15 protein-coding genes and 2 pseudogenes are annotated in these 15443 nt (G+C 67.4%); 9 read left to right on the top strand and 8 right to left on the bottom strand.

Annotation, left to right across the window (positions count from 1 at the left end; genetic code table 11):
* Nucleotides 1-195: 195 nt before the first annotated feature.
* The 3 genes and pseudogenes from FCH28_RS15945 to FCH28_RS15940 all read right to left on the bottom strand — a co-directional run.
* The gene (locus FCH28_RS15945; protein ID WP_136740507.1) at nt 196-1410 is read right to left on the bottom strand and encodes an amidohydrolase family protein; all 1215 of its coding nucleotides are present in this window, start codon (nt 1408-1410) and stop codon (nt 196-198) included.
* Between the two features lie 97 nt (nt 1411-1507).
* Nucleotides 1508-1612: pseudogene (locus FCH28_RS40100) on the bottom strand (IS481 family transposase); the annotation flags it as partial.
* Between the two features lie 71 nt (nt 1613-1683).
* A pseudogene (locus tag FCH28_RS15940) lies at nt 1684-2523 on the bottom strand (4-hydroxy-tetrahydrodipicolinate synthase family protein); the annotation flags it as partial.
* 71 nt (nt 2524-2594) lie between these two features.
* Here FCH28_RS15940 and FCH28_RS15935 point away from each other — a divergent pair.
* Both FCH28_RS15935 and FCH28_RS15930 read left to right on the top strand, forming a co-directional pair.
* A complete protein-coding gene (locus tag FCH28_RS15935; RefSeq protein WP_136740505.1) occupies nt 2595-3590 on the top strand; it encodes a LysR family transcriptional regulator in 996 nt (331 codons plus the stop codon).
* 411 nt (nt 3591-4001) lie between these two features.
* On the top strand, nt 4002-4529 hold the full coding sequence (locus FCH28_RS15930) for a DinB family protein (RefSeq protein WP_169314173.1): 528 nt from the start codon (nt 4002-4004) through the stop codon (nt 4527-4529).
* A 32-nt stretch (nt 4530-4561) separates the two neighbouring features.
* Here FCH28_RS15930 and FCH28_RS15925 read toward each other — a convergent pair whose 3' ends face one another.
* The 3 genes from FCH28_RS15925 to FCH28_RS15910 all read right to left on the bottom strand — a co-directional run bounded on the left by FCH28_RS15925 (nt 4562) and on the right by FCH28_RS15910 (nt 6713).
* Nucleotides 4562-5251 carry a hypothetical protein gene (locus FCH28_RS15925; RefSeq protein WP_136740504.1) on the bottom strand — a complete coding sequence of 230 codons (690 nt, stop codon included), beginning with the start codon at nt 5249-5251 and terminating at the stop codon, nt 4562-4564.
* A gap of 50 nt (nt 5252-5301) precedes the next feature.
* Entirely contained in the window at nt 5302-5634 is a 333-nt protein-coding gene (locus FCH28_RS15920) for a hypothetical protein (RefSeq protein ID WP_169314172.1), read from the bottom strand.
* A 425-nt stretch (nt 5635-6059) separates the two neighbouring features.
* Nucleotides 6060-6713 carry a TetR/AcrR family transcriptional regulator gene (locus FCH28_RS15910; RefSeq protein WP_136740502.1) on the bottom strand — a complete coding sequence of 218 codons (654 nt, stop codon included), beginning with the start codon at nt 6711-6713 and terminating at the stop codon, nt 6060-6062.
* Nucleotides 6714-7026: 313 nt separating this feature from the next.
* On the opposite strand from FCH28_RS15910, the gene FCH28_RS15905 reads away from it, so the two are divergent.
* Together FCH28_RS15905 and FCH28_RS15900 are read left to right on the top strand one after the other, a co-directional pair.
* The gene (locus FCH28_RS15905) at nt 7027-7416 is read left to right on the top strand and encodes a VOC family protein (RefSeq protein ID WP_136740501.1); all 390 of its coding nucleotides are present in this window, start codon (nt 7027-7029) and stop codon (nt 7414-7416) included.
* 328 nt (nt 7417-7744) lie between these two features.
* Nucleotides 7745-8254 (top strand): peptidylprolyl isomerase, encoded by a 510-nt coding sequence (locus FCH28_RS15900; protein WP_136740500.1) that lies wholly within the window; start codon nt 7745-7747, stop codon nt 8252-8254.
* Between the two features lie 409 nt (nt 8255-8663).
* On the opposite strand, the gene FCH28_RS15895 is transcribed toward FCH28_RS15900, so the two are convergent.
* Nucleotides 8664-8969 (bottom strand): transcriptional regulator, encoded by a 306-nt coding sequence (locus FCH28_RS15895; protein ID WP_136740499.1) that lies wholly within the window; start codon nt 8967-8969, stop codon nt 8664-8666.
* Nucleotides 8966-9442 carry a hypothetical protein gene (locus tag FCH28_RS15890; RefSeq protein WP_136740498.1) on the bottom strand — a complete coding sequence of 159 codons (477 nt, stop codon included), beginning with the start codon at nt 9440-9442 and terminating at the stop codon, nt 8966-8968. Before FCH28_RS15890 ends, FCH28_RS15895 begins: the two co-directional genes overlap by 4 nt.
* Before the next feature lie 408 nt (nt 9443-9850).
* Between FCH28_RS15890 and FCH28_RS15885 the strand changes: the two genes are divergently transcribed.
* From FCH28_RS15885 to FCH28_RS15865, 5 genes are all read left to right on the top strand, one after another.
* Nucleotides 9851-12532, top strand: a complete 2682-nt coding sequence (locus tag FCH28_RS15885) for an NACHT domain-containing protein (protein ID WP_169314171.1) — start codon at nt 9851-9853, stop codon at nt 12530-12532.
* Between the two features lie 171 nt (nt 12533-12703).
* Nucleotides 12704-13273: a transposase domain-containing protein gene (locus FCH28_RS15880; RefSeq protein WP_136740496.1), complete on the top strand. Its 570-nt coding sequence runs from the start codon at nt 12704-12706 to the stop codon at nt 13271-13273.
* A 226-nt stretch (nt 13274-13499) separates the two neighbouring features.
* A complete protein-coding gene (locus FCH28_RS15875) occupies nt 13500-13931 on the top strand; it encodes a hypothetical protein (protein WP_136740495.1) in 432 nt (143 codons plus the stop codon).
* A gap of 379 nt (nt 13932-14310) precedes the next feature.
* Nucleotides 14311-14781 (top strand): hypothetical protein, encoded by a 471-nt coding sequence (locus FCH28_RS15870; RefSeq protein ID WP_136740494.1) that lies wholly within the window; start codon nt 14311-14313, stop codon nt 14779-14781.
* Nucleotides 14782-15012: 231 nt separating this feature from the next.
* Entirely contained in the window at nt 15013-15324 is a 312-nt protein-coding gene (locus FCH28_RS15865) for a hypothetical protein (RefSeq protein WP_246102890.1), read from the top strand.
* Nucleotides 15325-15443: the final 119 nt, after the last annotated feature.

The raw sequence follows: 15443 nt of genomic DNA, 5'->3' as shown, positions 1-15443 counted from the left end.
CACGTCAATGCCCCCCGGAGCGGACTCGGGATTCTGTTCGGAAAGGGCTGCTGGCTGGAGGCCGCCAGCGTCGCAGAATTCGAATGCATCTGTGCCCTCACCTGCCGAATTCCATCCTCGAAGCTGCCCTGGATGGTCCTGTGGCCACGTCATGCACGGGCTGGGCGACGAGCATCGGAAGCGGGATAAGCGGGGTCAGCCCGTGAACAGCCTGCCGGCTCGGATCACGGTCCGGATGTCGAGCAGAGTCTCCAGCTGCCGCAGCGTATTGCCGGCTACCGCGATGAGGTCGGCGTCATAGCCTGCGGCGACCCTTCCTTTGCGATCGGCCAGCCCGCATGCCCGTGCGGCAAGAGAGGTGGCCGAAGCCAAGGCTTCGGCGTTGGTGAGGCCGAGAGAGCCGAAGTGGAGGATGCCGTACGGGAGCACACCGTGGGGTTTGCGGGGGCCGGCACCGGCGTCGGAGCAGCAGACCAGCCGCGCTCCTTCGCGGTGCATCCGCGCGAAATTCGCGCTTCGCTGCTCCACGCGCTCGGCCATGTGCGGTGCGACCATCGAGCCTGTCGGCAGCCATGCTTCGGTGGCACCGATGAAGATGCCTGCCTCCACCACGGCCTCAACGGTCTTCCAGTCGGGCTCGACACCGTCCTCGGTGAAGAAGGAGGCATGCTCAAGGCCGTCGACGCCGGCTGCGACGGCATCAGCCATCCCCTGCCGGCCGTGCGCATGCGCGGTGACCGGCTTGCCGTGCGCATGGGCGACCCGGGTCACCGCGGCCAGTTCGTCGCGTGTGTACTGCGACTGATGCGGCCCCCATCCAGGAGTGGTCACACCACCGGTCGCCATGACCTTGACCACGTCGACGCCACGAGCGACGCGCTCCCCGACCGCGGCCTCCACAGCCGCGATGCCGTCGGCCTCGCCTCCCAAGAACCAGCAGTGTCCACGAGTTCGCGTGATGGGAGGCCCGGCGGCGACAACCTCCGGGCACATTTCCCTGCCTGCCGTGCAGGGGGCACGGAGCGACAGGGCGAGATAGTGACGATCGCCGAGGTCCCGTACGGTCGTGACGCCCGCCCGCAGTTGCTGCCCGGCGTGGAAGCGCATGCGCGTCAGGGTGGTGTGGTCATCTTCGTCCACCATCGCCTGCTTCGACCTGTGGTCGGGGTCGAAGGCGAGGTGCACGTGGGAGTCGATGAGCCCGGGCAACAGCGTGGCGTTGCCGAGATCCAGAACGCGCAGATCCCCAGAGGGGGCCGCTCCCGTCATATCGACACCGGCGATGCGCGAACCCTCGATGAGCACAAGCGGGCGCCCCGCTCGCAATGTGCACCCGTCGAACAGCCGCGCCGCGCGGACCGCCCAGATCCGGTGGCCGGGTATGTGTTGTTGTTCGCCGCTGGCAACCACCCGTCTGTGTCTCCTCACCGCTCAGTAATTGCTTATGTATCGACTTGCATTGACCTGTGTTGACCTGGAGGGTTGTTCGCCCGCCTGATGGGTGGCCGGCCTCCGAGTGCAGTGTGGCAGCGATGTCGGTCAGTACCCGCTCGATCCGTTCGATGCCGTGCGTGGGGAGGAACGCGGCCGCGTGGGTGAGGAAGCCCGCGGCGCCGGGTCGGTCGAGGGTGCACGGCTGCCGGCCAGGAGCGCCGCTCGGCGGACCGTACTGGCAGCGGCGGCAAGCAACGGCATTCGGACGGCCGGGCTGGGAATGCGTTCCTGAGCGTGCAGTACTCCCTTGATCACTGTCGGGTTCGGTTCGGCGAAGAGGGCAGCGGAAAACCGGGCCAGCTCGGCTCCGAGCCTGCGGGCGGGTTCACCGGAGCCGCGGCGCCACAGCGAGATCAGTTCGGCGTAGTCGGCGGTGCGCACATTGGCCGATGCGATGATTCCGCCGTGGGCGCCCGCCGCGACGAGCGGTGAAATGACGACGTCGTCGCCGCCGAGCACGGCGAAGCCGGGCGGGGGGCAGCCGAGCAACTCCACCGTGGTCGCGTCGATCGCGCCGGTCGCGTGCTTGATTCCGACGACCCCCGGCAGGCGGCTCAGCGCTGCGATCGTGTCGATGCTGAGAGTCTGCCCCGTGCGGTAGGGGATGTCGTACACGATCAGCGGTATGCCGCCGTGTTCGGCCAGCGCGGTGAAGTGCGCCAGTGTCCCCGCTTCACCGGGCCGGATGTAGGGCGGCGCGGGAACCAGCGCCGCGGCTACGTCGCCGGTGGCCGCCAGCTCGCGCAGCGACTTGATGGCGGTGGCGGTGTCATTGGTGCCGACCCCGACGATCAGCGGGGCGCCGTGTGCTTGGCAGGCGGCCGAGCAGATGCGCACCACAGTCTGCTTCTCCTCCGCGGTCAAGGTGGCCGATTCCGCCGTGGTGCCGAGGGCGACGAGTCCGGAGGCGTCGGCCGACAGCGTCTCGTCCGCGAGTCGGGCCAGCGCATCGGGGGCCAGGCGCAGGTCGTCGGTGAACGGAGTCACCAAGGGGACATACAGGCCTTCGAAGAACGGATTGGGCTTCATGGTCCAACCCTGGCTCACACTGACCCGGTAGATCCATTTCTGATTTCTACCTTCATGCCTAAGCTGAACTTATGCTCGATGTTCGTCGTCTCTACCTGCTTCGCGAGTTGGACCGGCGGGGCACGATCGCGGCCGTGGCCGAGGCGCTGACCTTCACCGCATCCGCCGTCTCCCAGCAGCTGGGTGTGCTGGAACGCGAGGCAGGCGTGGCCTTGTTGGAACGCAGCGGCAGGCGTGTGATCCTCACGCCCGCAGGCCGGTCCCTCGTCGCACACGCCGACGCCGTGCTGCAGCGCCTGGAGCTGGCGGTCGCCGAGCTGGCCAGCGCGCGGGACGGCATCGGCGGGCCGCTACGTATCGGGACGTTCCCCTCGGGCGGCCACACCATCGTGCCCGCCACGCTGGCCGAGCTGACCCAACGGCATCCCGCGCTGGAACCGATGGTGCAGGAAATCGACTCTGCCCGCGTCTCCGACGGCCTGCGAGCCGGCGAACTCGACGTGGCCCTTGTCCACGACTACGACTTCGTACCCGCGTCACCGGACACCACAGTGGACGAGGTACCGCTCCTGGAAGAGCCGATGTACCTCGTCACCAGTACCGCGACCAGGAACACCAGCCGCAGCGACACATTGGCAGAGCTGCTCGGACCCTATGCCGAGGCCCCGTGGATAACCGCACGGGACGGCACGACCGGTCACGCGATGGCCGTACGCGCCTGCCAGGCGGCCGGATTCCAGCCGAGAATTCGCCACCAGGTCAACGATTTCCGCACCGTGGTGGCCCTGGCAGCCACCGGGCAAGGGGCGGGATTTGTTCCGGAAATGGCCACTGCGCAAAGCCCCGCAGGCGTGGTGTTGACCAAGTTGCCGTTGTTCCGTCGATCGAAGGTCGCCTTCCGCGCGGGCGGCGGCACTCATCCGGCGATCGCCGCATTCGTGGCCGCGGCAAGAGCGGCAGTGAGCTGCATGATTGGTTCAGGGATGGACGAGCAGACCGCGAAGCGCTACGCGGACTCCGCACAGGCGCTGCTGGATCTGCGCGCCGAGGCCAACCCGGCGAGTTGACTCGGAACCCGCGGATCCACCCCTCGGAATCAGGTCATCGGACCCACCCATTCCCGGTGAAGAACCTTCAGTTTCCGTGGACTCGCGGGCCTCGGAGGAACAATCCCCCGGCCACGGGCACAGGGACTCGGTGGAACTCAGAGGAAGCGCCAAGCCGGCCCGGGGCGCGGTTCCGGTTTTCCGACCGGCCCGTTTCCCTGGACCGCTTCCCGCACCCGGCGTGCCCGGCGTGCCCGCTTCCGGCGTCCCCGCTTCCGTGCACCGGGCGCGCTCAACAGCCCCTGCCCGTGCCGTGCCGCTCGGCTTCTCCGTCATGGAGGCGCACACACATGGTGGGACGACCGGGGAATCATCGACGGGCGGGGCGCTTCGCGGCTGGCGTGCCTGTGGGGCCCGCTTAACATCACTGCCATGACTGCTGAAGCCACCCCGGCAGAGCCCGATGTCACGCTCACCTGCCCGGCCGAGTTGTTGGCCGGCTATCTGGATTTCTACCGTGACGCCGTGCTGCGCAAGCTGGACGGCCTCACCGACGAGGAGCTGCGGGGTAGCCGGCTGCCGTCCGGTTGGGCACCGCTGGAGCTGTTGAAGCATCTGGCCCATGTGGAGCTGCGCTGGCTGCAGTGGGGCTTCGCAGGCCAGCAGGTCGAACAGCCATGGGGCGATATGGAAGCCCGTGGCGGCAGATGGCGTGTCGAGGCGGGCGAGTCCGTCGAGGATGTGACCACGTTCTTCCGCGCCCAGTGTGAGCGGTCCCGCACGATCGTCGCCGGCGCGCGGCTGGAGGACCGGATGGCGACGCTCGGGGGCCGGGTCCCACCCGAGGAGGAGCGGCCAACGCTGATCTGGGTCCTGTTCCATTTGCTCCAGGAGTACGCGAGGCACGTCGGGCAACTTGACATCGTCCGGGAGCTTGCCGACGGCGTCACCGGCGAGTAGCCGGAGCCAGAGAATCCCCGACAAGGGCACGCTCAGACGCCTCGGTAAGTCACCTTCCTTCCTGGACCCAGTTCGCGTGCCACCCGCTCGGCGAGCGCCTCGCCGACGTGGTCCAGCCGTTCATACGTGGCTTGCTGCCTGGCGTCGTCACGGTCCTCCAGCCACGTGTTCATGGCCTCGTCGATGTCCTTCGCCCACTGGTAGAGATCGGATACGAGAATGTCCGACAGGTGGAGAGCAGTAGCAGGGTCGTCCGGAGCGAAGTCTTCGAATCCTTCAGCGCGGAGCGGATACCAGTGGTACTCGCCCTGCACGGTGATGTGGACCGGGTGCGGTGGTGTGCCGTGGGCATCAATGGTCCAGTGGAGCCGGTCGCATCCCCAGCACACGAACTTCGCTGAATCGTGCGCCTCGTCTCTATAGCGAACGACCCATAGCGGTCCAAGATGCTTTGCCAGGCGCTGGGCGGCTTCCCTGCCTTGCCGGGTGTACTTGCGCAACTGGGGGCGGGACGTGAACCCGTTCTCAGGGCGCGCTTGAGACCACGACACCAGCCTGTGGGCCAGGTCGTCCGGCAAACTCAGCTCGGGGTCTTCCACCGGTACGTTGAGAGCGAATTGCTCGACGTTGGCGTGGACCCCGGCCTCCGCCGTGTACAGCGGCGATCTGTCGCCGCTGGCCTGAACGAGAAGATGCCGAGGCTCGTCGTAGTGGTGACTCATGCCGGCTTCGCTCCCCATGCCAATGAATCCGTTGTCGCCAACGATGGTGGCTACGTGGTGAGTTCTTCCGTCGTACACCGTGTCGTAGACGGCTTTCCTTTGTCCGCGCCCTGATACCCGATGCTCTTCCCGCCGGTCACGGCGTTCGTGATGGGTTTGGGAATGCCCTCGGCAGCCACGCCTCGTTCGAGGAACTCACCTGCGCGCCTGAAGAGTATGTGCCCGAGGCCAGCTTCGACGTTGCCCTTTTCGCCCCAGGCTATAGGGGCTGAAAACGTCGCCGTCATCCTTCTGAGCCTGTGCGACAGCGAATGAGCCAGGCCAATGTTGCTGATCGTCAGCGGACCGTCGACGGCATCGAGGCGTCGTTCGCCGTCAACCACCTCTCGCCGTACCTGCTGACCGCCCACTGGTACGGCCGGACCAGGCTCGCGAACCTCGCCTACGCCCTCGACCTGGCAGAGCGCCTGCGCGGTGTCGGCACCTCGGTCTTCGCAGCCGACCCCGGCGGCGCTGCCACCGAGATGACCAACGGCACCATGCGCTCACCCAAGATCGTCTCGCCCGGTCTGCGACTCCTGCTACGGGCAGACCGACGTGCTCATCGGACCCCGAGCCGGTGGAGCCGGTGTTCGCTCACCTGCACTGGCTCTGTCGTCCGCGGATCCGCTGGGAGAGACGCGACGACTGTTCGGTGGTTCGCGCTCGCTGCCATGCACCGAGCGCGCCCCCGTGGCGCACGCGTCGACCGGCCGGTCGGCCGGGGGCGCGGCAGGGGCACCGGTAAGTCGACGGGTGACGCTCGGACTCACGCTGTGGCGTAGTCGGCGAGTGAGGGCTCCAGCATGCCGAAGGCGCTGTCCGCCGCCGCGGTGACAGTGGCGGAGATCCGGGGGTTGTCCTGGCCGGCGAGGGTGAGTTCCTGGATGCGCTGGAACAGGGTGCGGTGCACGGCGCCGAGCAGGGCGGCGGCGGTGCGGGGGGTGATGTCGTCGCGGGCTGCGCCGGTGGCCTCGGCCAGGGCGTCGGCCAGGGCTGCCTCGCGCAGGTCATGCAGGTCGCGCAGGCGGGCGGAGAGGGTGGGGCTGTCGGCGATCATGCCGGCGAAGTCGGGGCCGGAGAACCCGGCGACCGGTTCGGCTGCCTTGGCCGCGTCGGTGAAGGCGCGGCGCAGTGCCGCCAGGGCGGACTCGCCGGCCTGGCGATCGGTCACGGTGCGGGCCAAGGAGCCGATGAAGGCGTCCTGGTGGTCCAGGGCCAGGTCTTCCTTGCGTGGGAAGTAGTTGGTCACCGTCTTCTTGGCGACCCGTGCGGCGGCAGCGATCTCGGCGATGGTCGTCTGCTCGAAGCCCTGGGCGATGAACAGGCGGGTGGCGTGGTCGGAGATGAGCTGCCGGGTCTCCTGCTTCTTCGACTCCCGCAAGCCGGCAGGCGGTGCGGACGAGACGGTTTCAGTAGCCATGGGGCAATCTTACACTCGTAGTATTTTTATGTTGACCCGCTTGGGGGTTCCGGGCTAATTTTACGTCCGTAGCAAATTTGCCACGGAGCGAAGAACGGAAGTGCCCATCCCGAAACCCCACCTCACCCGACCCCACCCCACCTCCCTCCGCATTCCCGGCCGTCTTCACCGGGCCCGGCTCGGCCTGGCCGAGCGCGACGGACGCACCCTGGTCTGCCCTCTGCCCTCTGCCCTCTGCCCTCTGCCCCGCGGCGACCGGCGCCCGACCGGCACCGGCAACTCCCCCTCCCGGAAACCACTGAGGAGAAAAACCATGCAGATCACCGCCTCCACCGTCTCGCTCACCGTCGATGACGTCGCCGCCTCCCAGCAGTTCTTCACGACCCACCTCGGCTACACAGAACAGGCCGCCGCCGACGGCTTCGCCTCCCTGACCCGCCAGGACGCCGCGGTCGACATCGTCCTACTCGCCCGCGGCACCCAGATCCTGCCGGCCGACCAGCGCGACCAGCGCGCCTCCGGCCTGATCCTCGCCTTCACCACCACCGACATCCAGGACGAGGAGAAGCGCCTGGAGGCCGAGGGAGTGGAAATCACCATGCCGCTGCGCGAGGAGCCCTGGGGCGAACGCCTCTTCCAGATCACCGACCCCAACGGCGTGATCGTCCAGTTCGTCGAGTGGGCAGCGCCGGCAGCCCCCTGATCACACGACGCCGCCGTCACGCCCTGCCCCCGCACAGAGGAAACACCCCATGCGGCGCCCGCTACCCCCTGTCCAGCCTCGCCGCGCCCGTCCCCCCCGGCAGGGTGTGCACGCAAACGTCATCGAACGGCTTCAACCACCCCGGCCGAGGCGGTGCATGAGGCCGGCCGGCGAACCCGTCGAAGTCCTACTCTCGGGTGCCGCGGGACGCGCCGGCTGCACGCGCCCCGCGGGCGCCGGCTGAAGCAGCCGCCAGGGTGGCAGCCCCTCACCCGTGCGGGTGCAGGTGGCGGTGCCAACACCGTCCTACGACCCGGGATGAGTGACCATGAGCGGCATGTCGACGTCTAACCCCCAGGTCTACTTCGAGATCAGCGCTAACGGTCAGCCTCTCGGGCGGATCACGTTCCGGCTCTTCGCGGACGTGGTGCCCAAAACGGCGGAGAACTTCCGCGCGCTGTGTACCGGCGAACATGGCTTCGGCTATGAGGGCTCGACCTTCCATCGGGTCATTCCCCAATTCATGCTCCAGGGAGGCGACTTCACCAACCACAACGGAACCGGCGGCAAGAGCATTTACGGCGCCAAGTTCGAGGACGAAAACTTCCAGCTCAAGCACGACCGGCCCGGTCTCCTCAGCATGGCGAATGCCGGCCCGAACACCAACGGCTCGCAGTTCTTCATCACGACCGCGGTGACCTCCTGGTTGGACGGGAAGCACGTCGTGTTCGGTGAGGTGACCGGTGGTATGGACGTGGTGAAGAAGGTCGAGGCGCTGGGCAGCCAGTCGGGGAAGACCGCCCAGAAGGTCGTCATCGACGAATCCGGTCAACTCTGAGTGCCCGATGCCGTTGGGGATCTCGGAGGCGGTCCTCCCGGGCAGATCCTCGCGCCGGATCGATGACGCCGGGGGAGGGGCCGCGGCAAGATCGGCCTGCTGAAGGGGCGGGTCCCAAAGGGGTCTTGGCCAAGGTCGCCATGGTGACCTTGAGAACGATCAAGTCGGCTTGCGCGATGGGTGACACCCCGCCAGGACCGTGGCCTCGCGATGTGCTGCCAGTCAGGACGCCCTGCAAGACGGTCGGAGTCCGGGGTCGACCCCCCAGGTGCCGGTAGTCGGTGTTGGTGACCGCTTCGTGGCTGGTGCCGAGGCCGTACCGCAGGGCAGTGGACACGCCTGCCGACGGGGCGCGGCCGCCCGCAGCTTCGCCTCGCCCGCGCCCGAGGTCCCGGGAGCTTTTCGAGGCTCATTCCGGAGCAGGGCCGGCGAGTTCGGCGATGCGGCGCAACTCGGCCAAGTGTCCAGCCAGTGCCTTGCGGCCGGTGGGGGTGAGGGACAACCAGGTGCGTGCGCGAGAGTTCGAGGTCTTCTTGGCGACGGCCAGGTAGCCGGATTGCTGGAGGATCTTGACTTGCTTGCTGAGTACGGAGTCGCTGATGCCCAGGGCCTCTTGGATGGTCGAGAAGGCCACGCTGTCGGCGGCCGCGAGCATGGCGCAGATCCGAAGTCGGTTGGCCGGGTGGAGGACCTCGTCGAACGCGGGCTCGCTCATGCGCCGGCCTGTACGTCCCTGTGGAGAGCCCGCTCTATGCGAAGCCCCGTGACGACTGTGAGGAGGAAGGCCGCTGCCCCGCATCCGGCCATCGCCCAGCGGAAGTCGATCCCCCACTGAAGGACCGCTCCGAGGGCGAGAAGGGCGCCGAGCAGCAGTGAGTAGACCATCGACAGTCGTCGGGCGCCCGGCGTGGCCGTGTAGTGATCGACGCCGACACCCGTGGAGCTCTTGAGGAGCATCGTCAGCGCCATCGGGATGACCATGAGCCCGAGGACGACGCCGTAGGGAATGAGGTCCCAGTCGATGCTGACCGACGAGAAAGCGAAGGCGAGAGAGGCTCCGAGTCCTGGGTGGTACCACCACGGGCTCTTGATGTGCGTTGCAACGCGAGTGCGCGCGCTGCCGACGATGTCCAGTGCCGCGCGTGCAGTCGTCGGGTCTATGAGACCGGAGGGAGAGTCACTTGCCATACTGGATACTTAGACGTCACTTGCCAACATGGAGAGTGAGTCGGGCTCGCGCACGGACCCCCACCCCAACCCCCTCCTCCCTCTCTGTGGCTCAGAACGCGGACGGTCTCCAACATCCGAGACCGCTGCCCGTAGTCGGTCAGAATCTCGGAGGGCGCCAGGCGACCGCGAGCCAACGTCAGCCGGGCGGCTGGGCCTTCGTCCCAACCAGAGCCTCGGGGCGACGCGCCGATTGTCGCTGCTCTTCGCCGGTTTCGGACGACCCGGGACACCACGACCGCTTCGGCAGCGGGTCCGCTTGGAGCGCCGATCCCGGCGAATGCCAGGAATCCAGACCTACGGAGGAGAGAGTCCGACATACTCGATCGCCACAGCGCGGCACTGCGGCACACGGGAGGGATGCCCAGGATGGATCTGTCGGTCATCGGAACGCGGCTGGGGGCGGCCGCACTCAAACCGCTGGTGCAGAAATTGCTCGTAGCGGAGGGTGCGGGGGCGGGGATCGTGGAGCGCCCCGTCCGGGTTTCGGGGTGGCTGTCCTACCGTGGCGAGAAGAAGAGTCTCAGTGAGCAGGACTTGCTCAAGCTGGCGACGGAACTGGTGCGGCGGGCTGTCGAGCCGCTGCCGGCGAGCGATCGGCCGGCCGCGGACGAGGAGGCCGCCACGGCGCACGCCTTGGCCCTCACCCTGCATGCACTCGGCGATCTCGACATGGATGACGTACAGGCCGTGGAGCTGGGGGAGGAAAGGTTCGCGCTGCGGCTGAAGGGGGCCGTGTCGGCGAGTACGTTCCTGTTCCTGTCGGAGGGCGCCGTGGCATTGCACGACGCTGTGCTGCGTGTGGCCTGCCGACACATTCTTCACTTTTTTACCCAGCGTTCCACGTTCGTGGCGCGCACGCTCGTGGAGCAGACACGGCGCCAGGGGCGTATGCAGTCCGACGTTTCAGCGTTGCTGCAGCGTGTTCCCAGTGTTGTCGTCCAGGACGCGGAGTTCGAGGCACGGTATGCGGAACAACTCGTCCGCCGGCACGGTGAGTTGACGATCTACGGGCTGGACCTGGGGCAGGCACGCGAGTGGCAGCTCGACGCCGCGTACATCTCGCTCGAGGCCGAGACCAGGCAGGGCCCGGCGGTGCCCATCCCCACCCAGCGCATCCTGGCCGGGCGGGACCGGGTGTTGCTGCGCGGTCTGGCGGGCTCCGGCAAGACAACTCTCCTGCAATGGCTGGCTGTTTCCACCGTCCGTCAGGAGTTACCTGATGAGTTGGGTGGACTGCGCGGACGTGTGCCGTTCGTGCTTCCCCTCCGCACCATCGCCCGTCAGACGCTTCCGAGGCCGGCGGAGTTCCTGTCCTCGGTCGGCTTTCCCCTCACCGAGCCCGAGGGTTGGGCGGAACGCGTACTTTCAGCCGGCCGTGGGCTCCTCCTCATCGACGGGGTCGACGAAGTCCCCCACCACATGCGGGAGATCGCGCGGCAATGGCTGCACCGGCTCATTGCGGCCTTCCCGAAGAACCTGTGGCTGGTGACGACACGGCCCTCCGCGGTGCAGGACGACTGGCTTCAGGCCGACACCTTCGCCGAGCTGTCCTTGATGCCCATGTCGGAGGAAGACATCACCGCGTTCATCCGCCGCTGGCACGCCGCGGCGGTGGCCGGGGACGAGTCGGCGGACGCCCTGCTGACGGCCGTCCGCACCAAACCCGACCTCGGGCATCTTGCTGTCAACCCACTGATGTGCGGTTTGCTCTGCGCTCTGCACCGCGAACGTCGCGGCTTTCTGCCCGAGGACCGCAAGGAACTCTACGACGCCGCCCTGGCCATGTTGCTGGAACGCCGTGACCTCGAGCGGGGCATGCACCAGCGGGGTGACTTGCGGATCGGGAGGGAACCTCAGATCGCGCTGCTGCAGCGCCTCGCACACTGGATGGTCCGCAACGACCGGTCGGAGATGGACCGGGACGATGCACGCGCTGTCCTGGCCGCGCACCTGCCGTCGATGACGCACATCGACGCCGACGCGGAGACGGTGCTGCGCTATCTGCTCGACCGCAGTGGAGTGCTGCGGCAACCCACCGCCGACACCATGGATTTCATTCACCGTACCTTCCAGGACTACCTGGCCGCCAAGGCCATCGTCGAGGCCCGTGATTTTCCCTGGCTTCAGGACAATGCCGAGAACTCCCAGTGGGAGGACGTCATCCGCATGGCGGTGGCCCACGGGCGTCCGGATGAACGCGCCCGCATCCTGCGTGGACTCGTTCCCGTCCTCACCGACGAGCAGCTCCATGAGGAAACAAGTCCAGGGAGGCCGCAGCTCAGGTTCCATCGGGCGCGGATGTCTCCCCCATCGGACAAGAACGGGAGGCGCAGGCTCCCCCTGCGCCGCGTCCTCCTTGCGCGATCGTGTCTGGACCACGCCCCCGAGGTGGATTCCGCACTGCAGGAATCCATCATGTCGCTGACTCGCGGCCTTCTGCCGCCGAACAATCTCACGGCGGCCCGCCGCCTGGCCGAGTACGGTGGGCCGAACGTCGTGTCGATGTTGCCCGGGCCGGAACACCTCGACGAGGGACAGGCCGAGGCGTGTGTGGTCACCGCCACCCGGCTGGTATCCAACGCCGCTATCGCCTATCTGGCTCTCTTCCGGACGCACCCGTCAATGCTCGTTCGCCGCCAACTGGCTTGGTCCTGGCACCGATTCGACTGCTCGACCTATGCCGAGGAGATCATTTCCCACCTTCCAGAGGACGGAGAGCTCTACTTCACTGCCGCGAGCGTCGAACACCTGAGTGCCCTGCGGGCGATGGGTGGCCGTGCACGCATCCAGATTCTCGGCACGCACCATCCGCGCGACCTTGCGTCGCACATACCGGCAGAGCGTCTGACGCACCTATGGCTGCGCGAGGGCTACACGTCCGTCTTCCACGGCATGAACTGGCTCGCCCGTTTTCCCCACCTCCACACACTCGTCCTCCCGAAACCCCCGCACCCGCTCGACGCCCACACCATCCCGGGTTCCGTGAAGATCGTCATCGCAGAGAGGCGCGAATCCCTGCTCTTGGGGCCGGGAACGATCACCGAGTAAAAGGGCCAAGGCCGTGAAGTGATGGGGCTGGGCGTGGCTGTAAGCAAGGGCTGGCCTGGAAGGGCGCCGGACACGAGCAGCGGAGCCCCGGTAGAACCGGCTGGTGTGGCAAGACAAGCCGTTCACATGGAGCGGAGGCTCCGCTGTCCGAACAGCCTGTCATAGCAGCGGCTGCGGAAACTTCCGGCCCGGGTAGTGGTCTACCTGGCGCTCACGGTCACGCTGTTCGAGAAATGCGGCTACCAGGCTGCGAGTCGCAAGCTGAGCGACGTCCTTGAGGCGCTGTCACTGCCGATGATGATCGCGACCGCGCTGTGGCGCGCCCGCACCAGGCTCGGCGTGCGCTCGATGCGGGCCCTGTTCGACCAGCTGCGCGGCCCGGCGAGTGCGATCCGCACCGCCGGGACCCGCTGGGCCGGACTGCTGGCGGTCGCCATCGACGGCACCTGCCTGGACGTCGCCGACGATGGGGACGTGCGGACCCGGCTGGGCAAAGGGGCCAACCACTACCCCGCCGCCTCCGACTACCCACAGGTCCTGCTGGTCGCCCTGGTGGCCTGCGGACCTGGGCGGTCATCGACGCGGTCTTCGGCCCGCGCAACCCCAGCGAGCCCGTCCTCGGACGGCGTCTGTTGCGCGCGCTGCACCAGGGCATGGCCGTACTGCTGGACCGGGGATTTGCCACCAACGCCTTCTCATCAAGGAAGGCCAGACCCGACGCAAAATCGTCCGATGCCGTAGGCGCTACGCCGCCCGCGAGGTGTTCCACCTGGCCAGGCCCACACAGTCATGACTCCCGTCATACGGGCAGTGCGGGAGCGTGGCGAGCGGCGCGCGCGGATGCGCCCGGGTGACGGTCCAAACGGTCGGCTGGGTAAGCTCGTCAAAAGTTGTAGCAGGCTGTAGCGAGTGCGAAATCCGCGTTCGGTGCGTGCGAAGGGCCCTCTGGGGCTCGATGGGGGTTCTCATGACCAACAGGCCGGGAAGCGGACCGAGACCGGGCGAGCGGGAGATCGACGACTCCGAGCTGATGGACGCCGCGCAGGACCCGGAGCAGGCTCACAGCCTCCACAAGGCGCTGCGCACTCTGGCCAACAACCCCAATGTGAGCGGACCGCTCCAGGAGATGGCCCAGGGCATCCTGTCGGGACGTATGGGAATGACCGACGCCATCAAGAACGAGCGCTACATGGACGCGCTGGGCGACCGCATGACCGAGATCCGCCGCGCCGCCGAGTCGCAGACCATGGAGGACCGCGAGGCCGAGCGCGAGAAGCGCGAGCAGTGGGAGCGCAAGCGGGACGAGGAAGAGCAGAAGGAGCGCGCCGAGTACGACGGTCCTTCGACCAACCTGGTCACGGGGCCGAAGAAGCGGGGGCGGGGTGGACACCGGGGTTGAGCCCCGGGGGCCGGATACGGACCAAGGGCCCGTGCCCACGGAGGCTCGGGCCGTCTCGTCGGCGTAACGTCTACCGGCGAACGCTGGGAGGCCCGCGAAATGGCCCGCCCCTTCCTCGGTCAAGGCCCCACCGGCCGCGGCGCCCACCGGGCCTGACGGCACCCAGACGCCGTTGCGGGTTCTCGAGCTCGACATCGGTTACCCCGAACACGGCGTGATCGCTTTGTCTCGGAAGGTGCATCGGCCGGACGCTCCCGGGACAACACTGTGACCCCCAGGGGTTGAGGGCTTGTCAGTGCCTCTGGGTACGCTGGCAAAGATATGAAACGGACGTGAACCGGCAGCTCGATAATGCCGGTTGCTGAACGGGGGAGCAGTCATGGGCGACGGGTTCAAGAGCAATCCGGAGATGCTGAAGGCCGAGGGGAGGAGCTTCTCCGAGATCGGCAGGGATTTCTACCAGGCGACCACCAGGCTGAAGAACGGCCTGGCCGCGCAGGGTGACGGCGGAGGCGGCGGAGGCGGAGCGCCGAAGGAGACGACGTTCTCGAGTGTCGCCCAGGACGCCTGGAAGGGCCTGACCACCTTCAGCGACAAGGAGGGCACCCCACCGTGGGGTGACGACGAGCTCGGCGAGAAGTTCGGCGTGGTCTACGAAGGCCTGCGCGACGGCATGACGGACTCGATGGAGCACCTTGCCACCAAGCTCAACGAAATCGGCAAGGCGTTGGAGCGGATGGCGAAGAACCACGAGGAGAACGAGGACTTCAACGATGCTCTGATCAAGGAGCACAAGCCGGAGAACCAGTTCGGCGGCGAGGTGCGGATTCTGAAGTCCGTGAGCAAGTGACACGGCCCGCACGGGGGCGTGTGGCGACCGTACAGCGGGGGTCGCAGGGCCGCCGCCACAGCAGCACGGTCGCGGCCGCCAGGGTCGAGTGTTCGCGACGTATCGGTTTCGGCGTCGGCTCGGCGTCGGCTCGACGCTTCGACGGCCAACTGCCACCTCGCGCCCAGTCCGAGTTCAACCGCATGACCATGCCTAATCCAGAGCCGCCCCTTCACTGATAGGAGAGAGTCCGTGTCGCATCCCGACGCGCCGGAACCGGTACAGCCCGTCCCCGCCACTGCCGAAGAGGCATTGGCTGCCGCTCGCGCCCGATTCGAAGTACTGGATCTGGAAGGAAACCCGGCGCCGTTGCACGTGGTGGAGTTCGACATCGGCTTCCTCATCCACGCTGTCATGCCCCCACCGCCGCCCGGAACTCAGGCGCCGTTGGGCGGCAGTCACATGGTGATCTCCAAAAGCGACGGAGCCGTCACCTATGTCCCCAACTTTCCGCCGGACTCTGCGATCGACCTGTACCGCAGCCTGCGCCGGTCCAATGGATAGGGCGACCGCCTGAGGGCTGGACGGCTCTGGACCGGATGTCTGCTACAGCACTGTGACACAACAGAGTTGAGGGGATCAGAAGGGCCGTTCGGTAGGCTCTGGCATGGGCATGGCCCTGC

The sequence above is a fragment of the Streptomyces piniterrae genome (assembly GCF_005048155.1).
GTDB lineage: Bacteria > Actinomycetota > Actinomycetes > Streptomycetales > Streptomycetaceae > Streptomyces > Streptomyces piniterrae.
This window is presented reverse-complemented; position numbering and strand designations above follow the sequence as displayed.

What these genes read in the sequence shown, in the direction of transcription:
- FCH28_RS15935 (WP_136740505.1), top strand. Translation starts at nt 2,595, where the DNA reads ATGCTCGATGTTCGTCGTCTCTACCTGCTTCGCGAGTTGGACCGGCGG.
- FCH28_RS15930 (WP_169314173.1), top strand. Translation starts at nt 4,002, where the DNA reads ATGACTGCTGAAGCCACCCCGGCAGAGCCCGATGTCACGCTCACCTGC.
- FCH28_RS15925 (WP_136740504.1), bottom strand. Translation starts at nt 5,251, where the DNA reads ATGAGTCACCACTACGACGAGCCTCGGCATCTTCTCGTTCAGGCCAGC.
- FCH28_RS15910 (WP_136740502.1), bottom strand. Translation starts at nt 6,713, where the DNA reads ATGGCTACTGAAACCGTCTCGTCCGCACCGCCTGCCGGCTTGCGGGAG.
- FCH28_RS15905 (WP_136740501.1), top strand. Translation starts at nt 7,027, where the DNA reads ATGCAGATCACCGCCTCCACCGTCTCGCTCACCGTCGATGACGTCGCC.
- FCH28_RS15900 (WP_136740500.1), top strand. Translation starts at nt 7,745, where the DNA reads ATGAGCGGCATGTCGACGTCTAACCCCCAGGTCTACTTCGAGATCAGC.
- FCH28_RS15895 (WP_136740499.1), bottom strand. Translation starts at nt 8,969, where the DNA reads ATGAGCGAGCCCGCGTTCGACGAGGTCCTCCACCCGGCCAACCGACTT.
- FCH28_RS15890 (WP_136740498.1), bottom strand. Translation starts at nt 9,442, where the DNA reads ATGGCAAGTGACTCTCCCTCCGGTCTCATAGACCCGACGACTGCACGC.
- FCH28_RS15885 (WP_169314171.1), top strand. Translation starts at nt 9,851, where the DNA reads ATGGATCTGTCGGTCATCGGAACGCGGCTGGGGGCGGCCGCACTCAAA.
- FCH28_RS15875 (WP_136740495.1), top strand. Translation starts at nt 13,500, where the DNA reads ATGACCAACAGGCCGGGAAGCGGACCGAGACCGGGCGAGCGGGAGATC.
- FCH28_RS15870 (WP_136740494.1), top strand. Translation starts at nt 14,311, where the DNA reads ATGGGCGACGGGTTCAAGAGCAATCCGGAGATGCTGAAGGCCGAGGGG.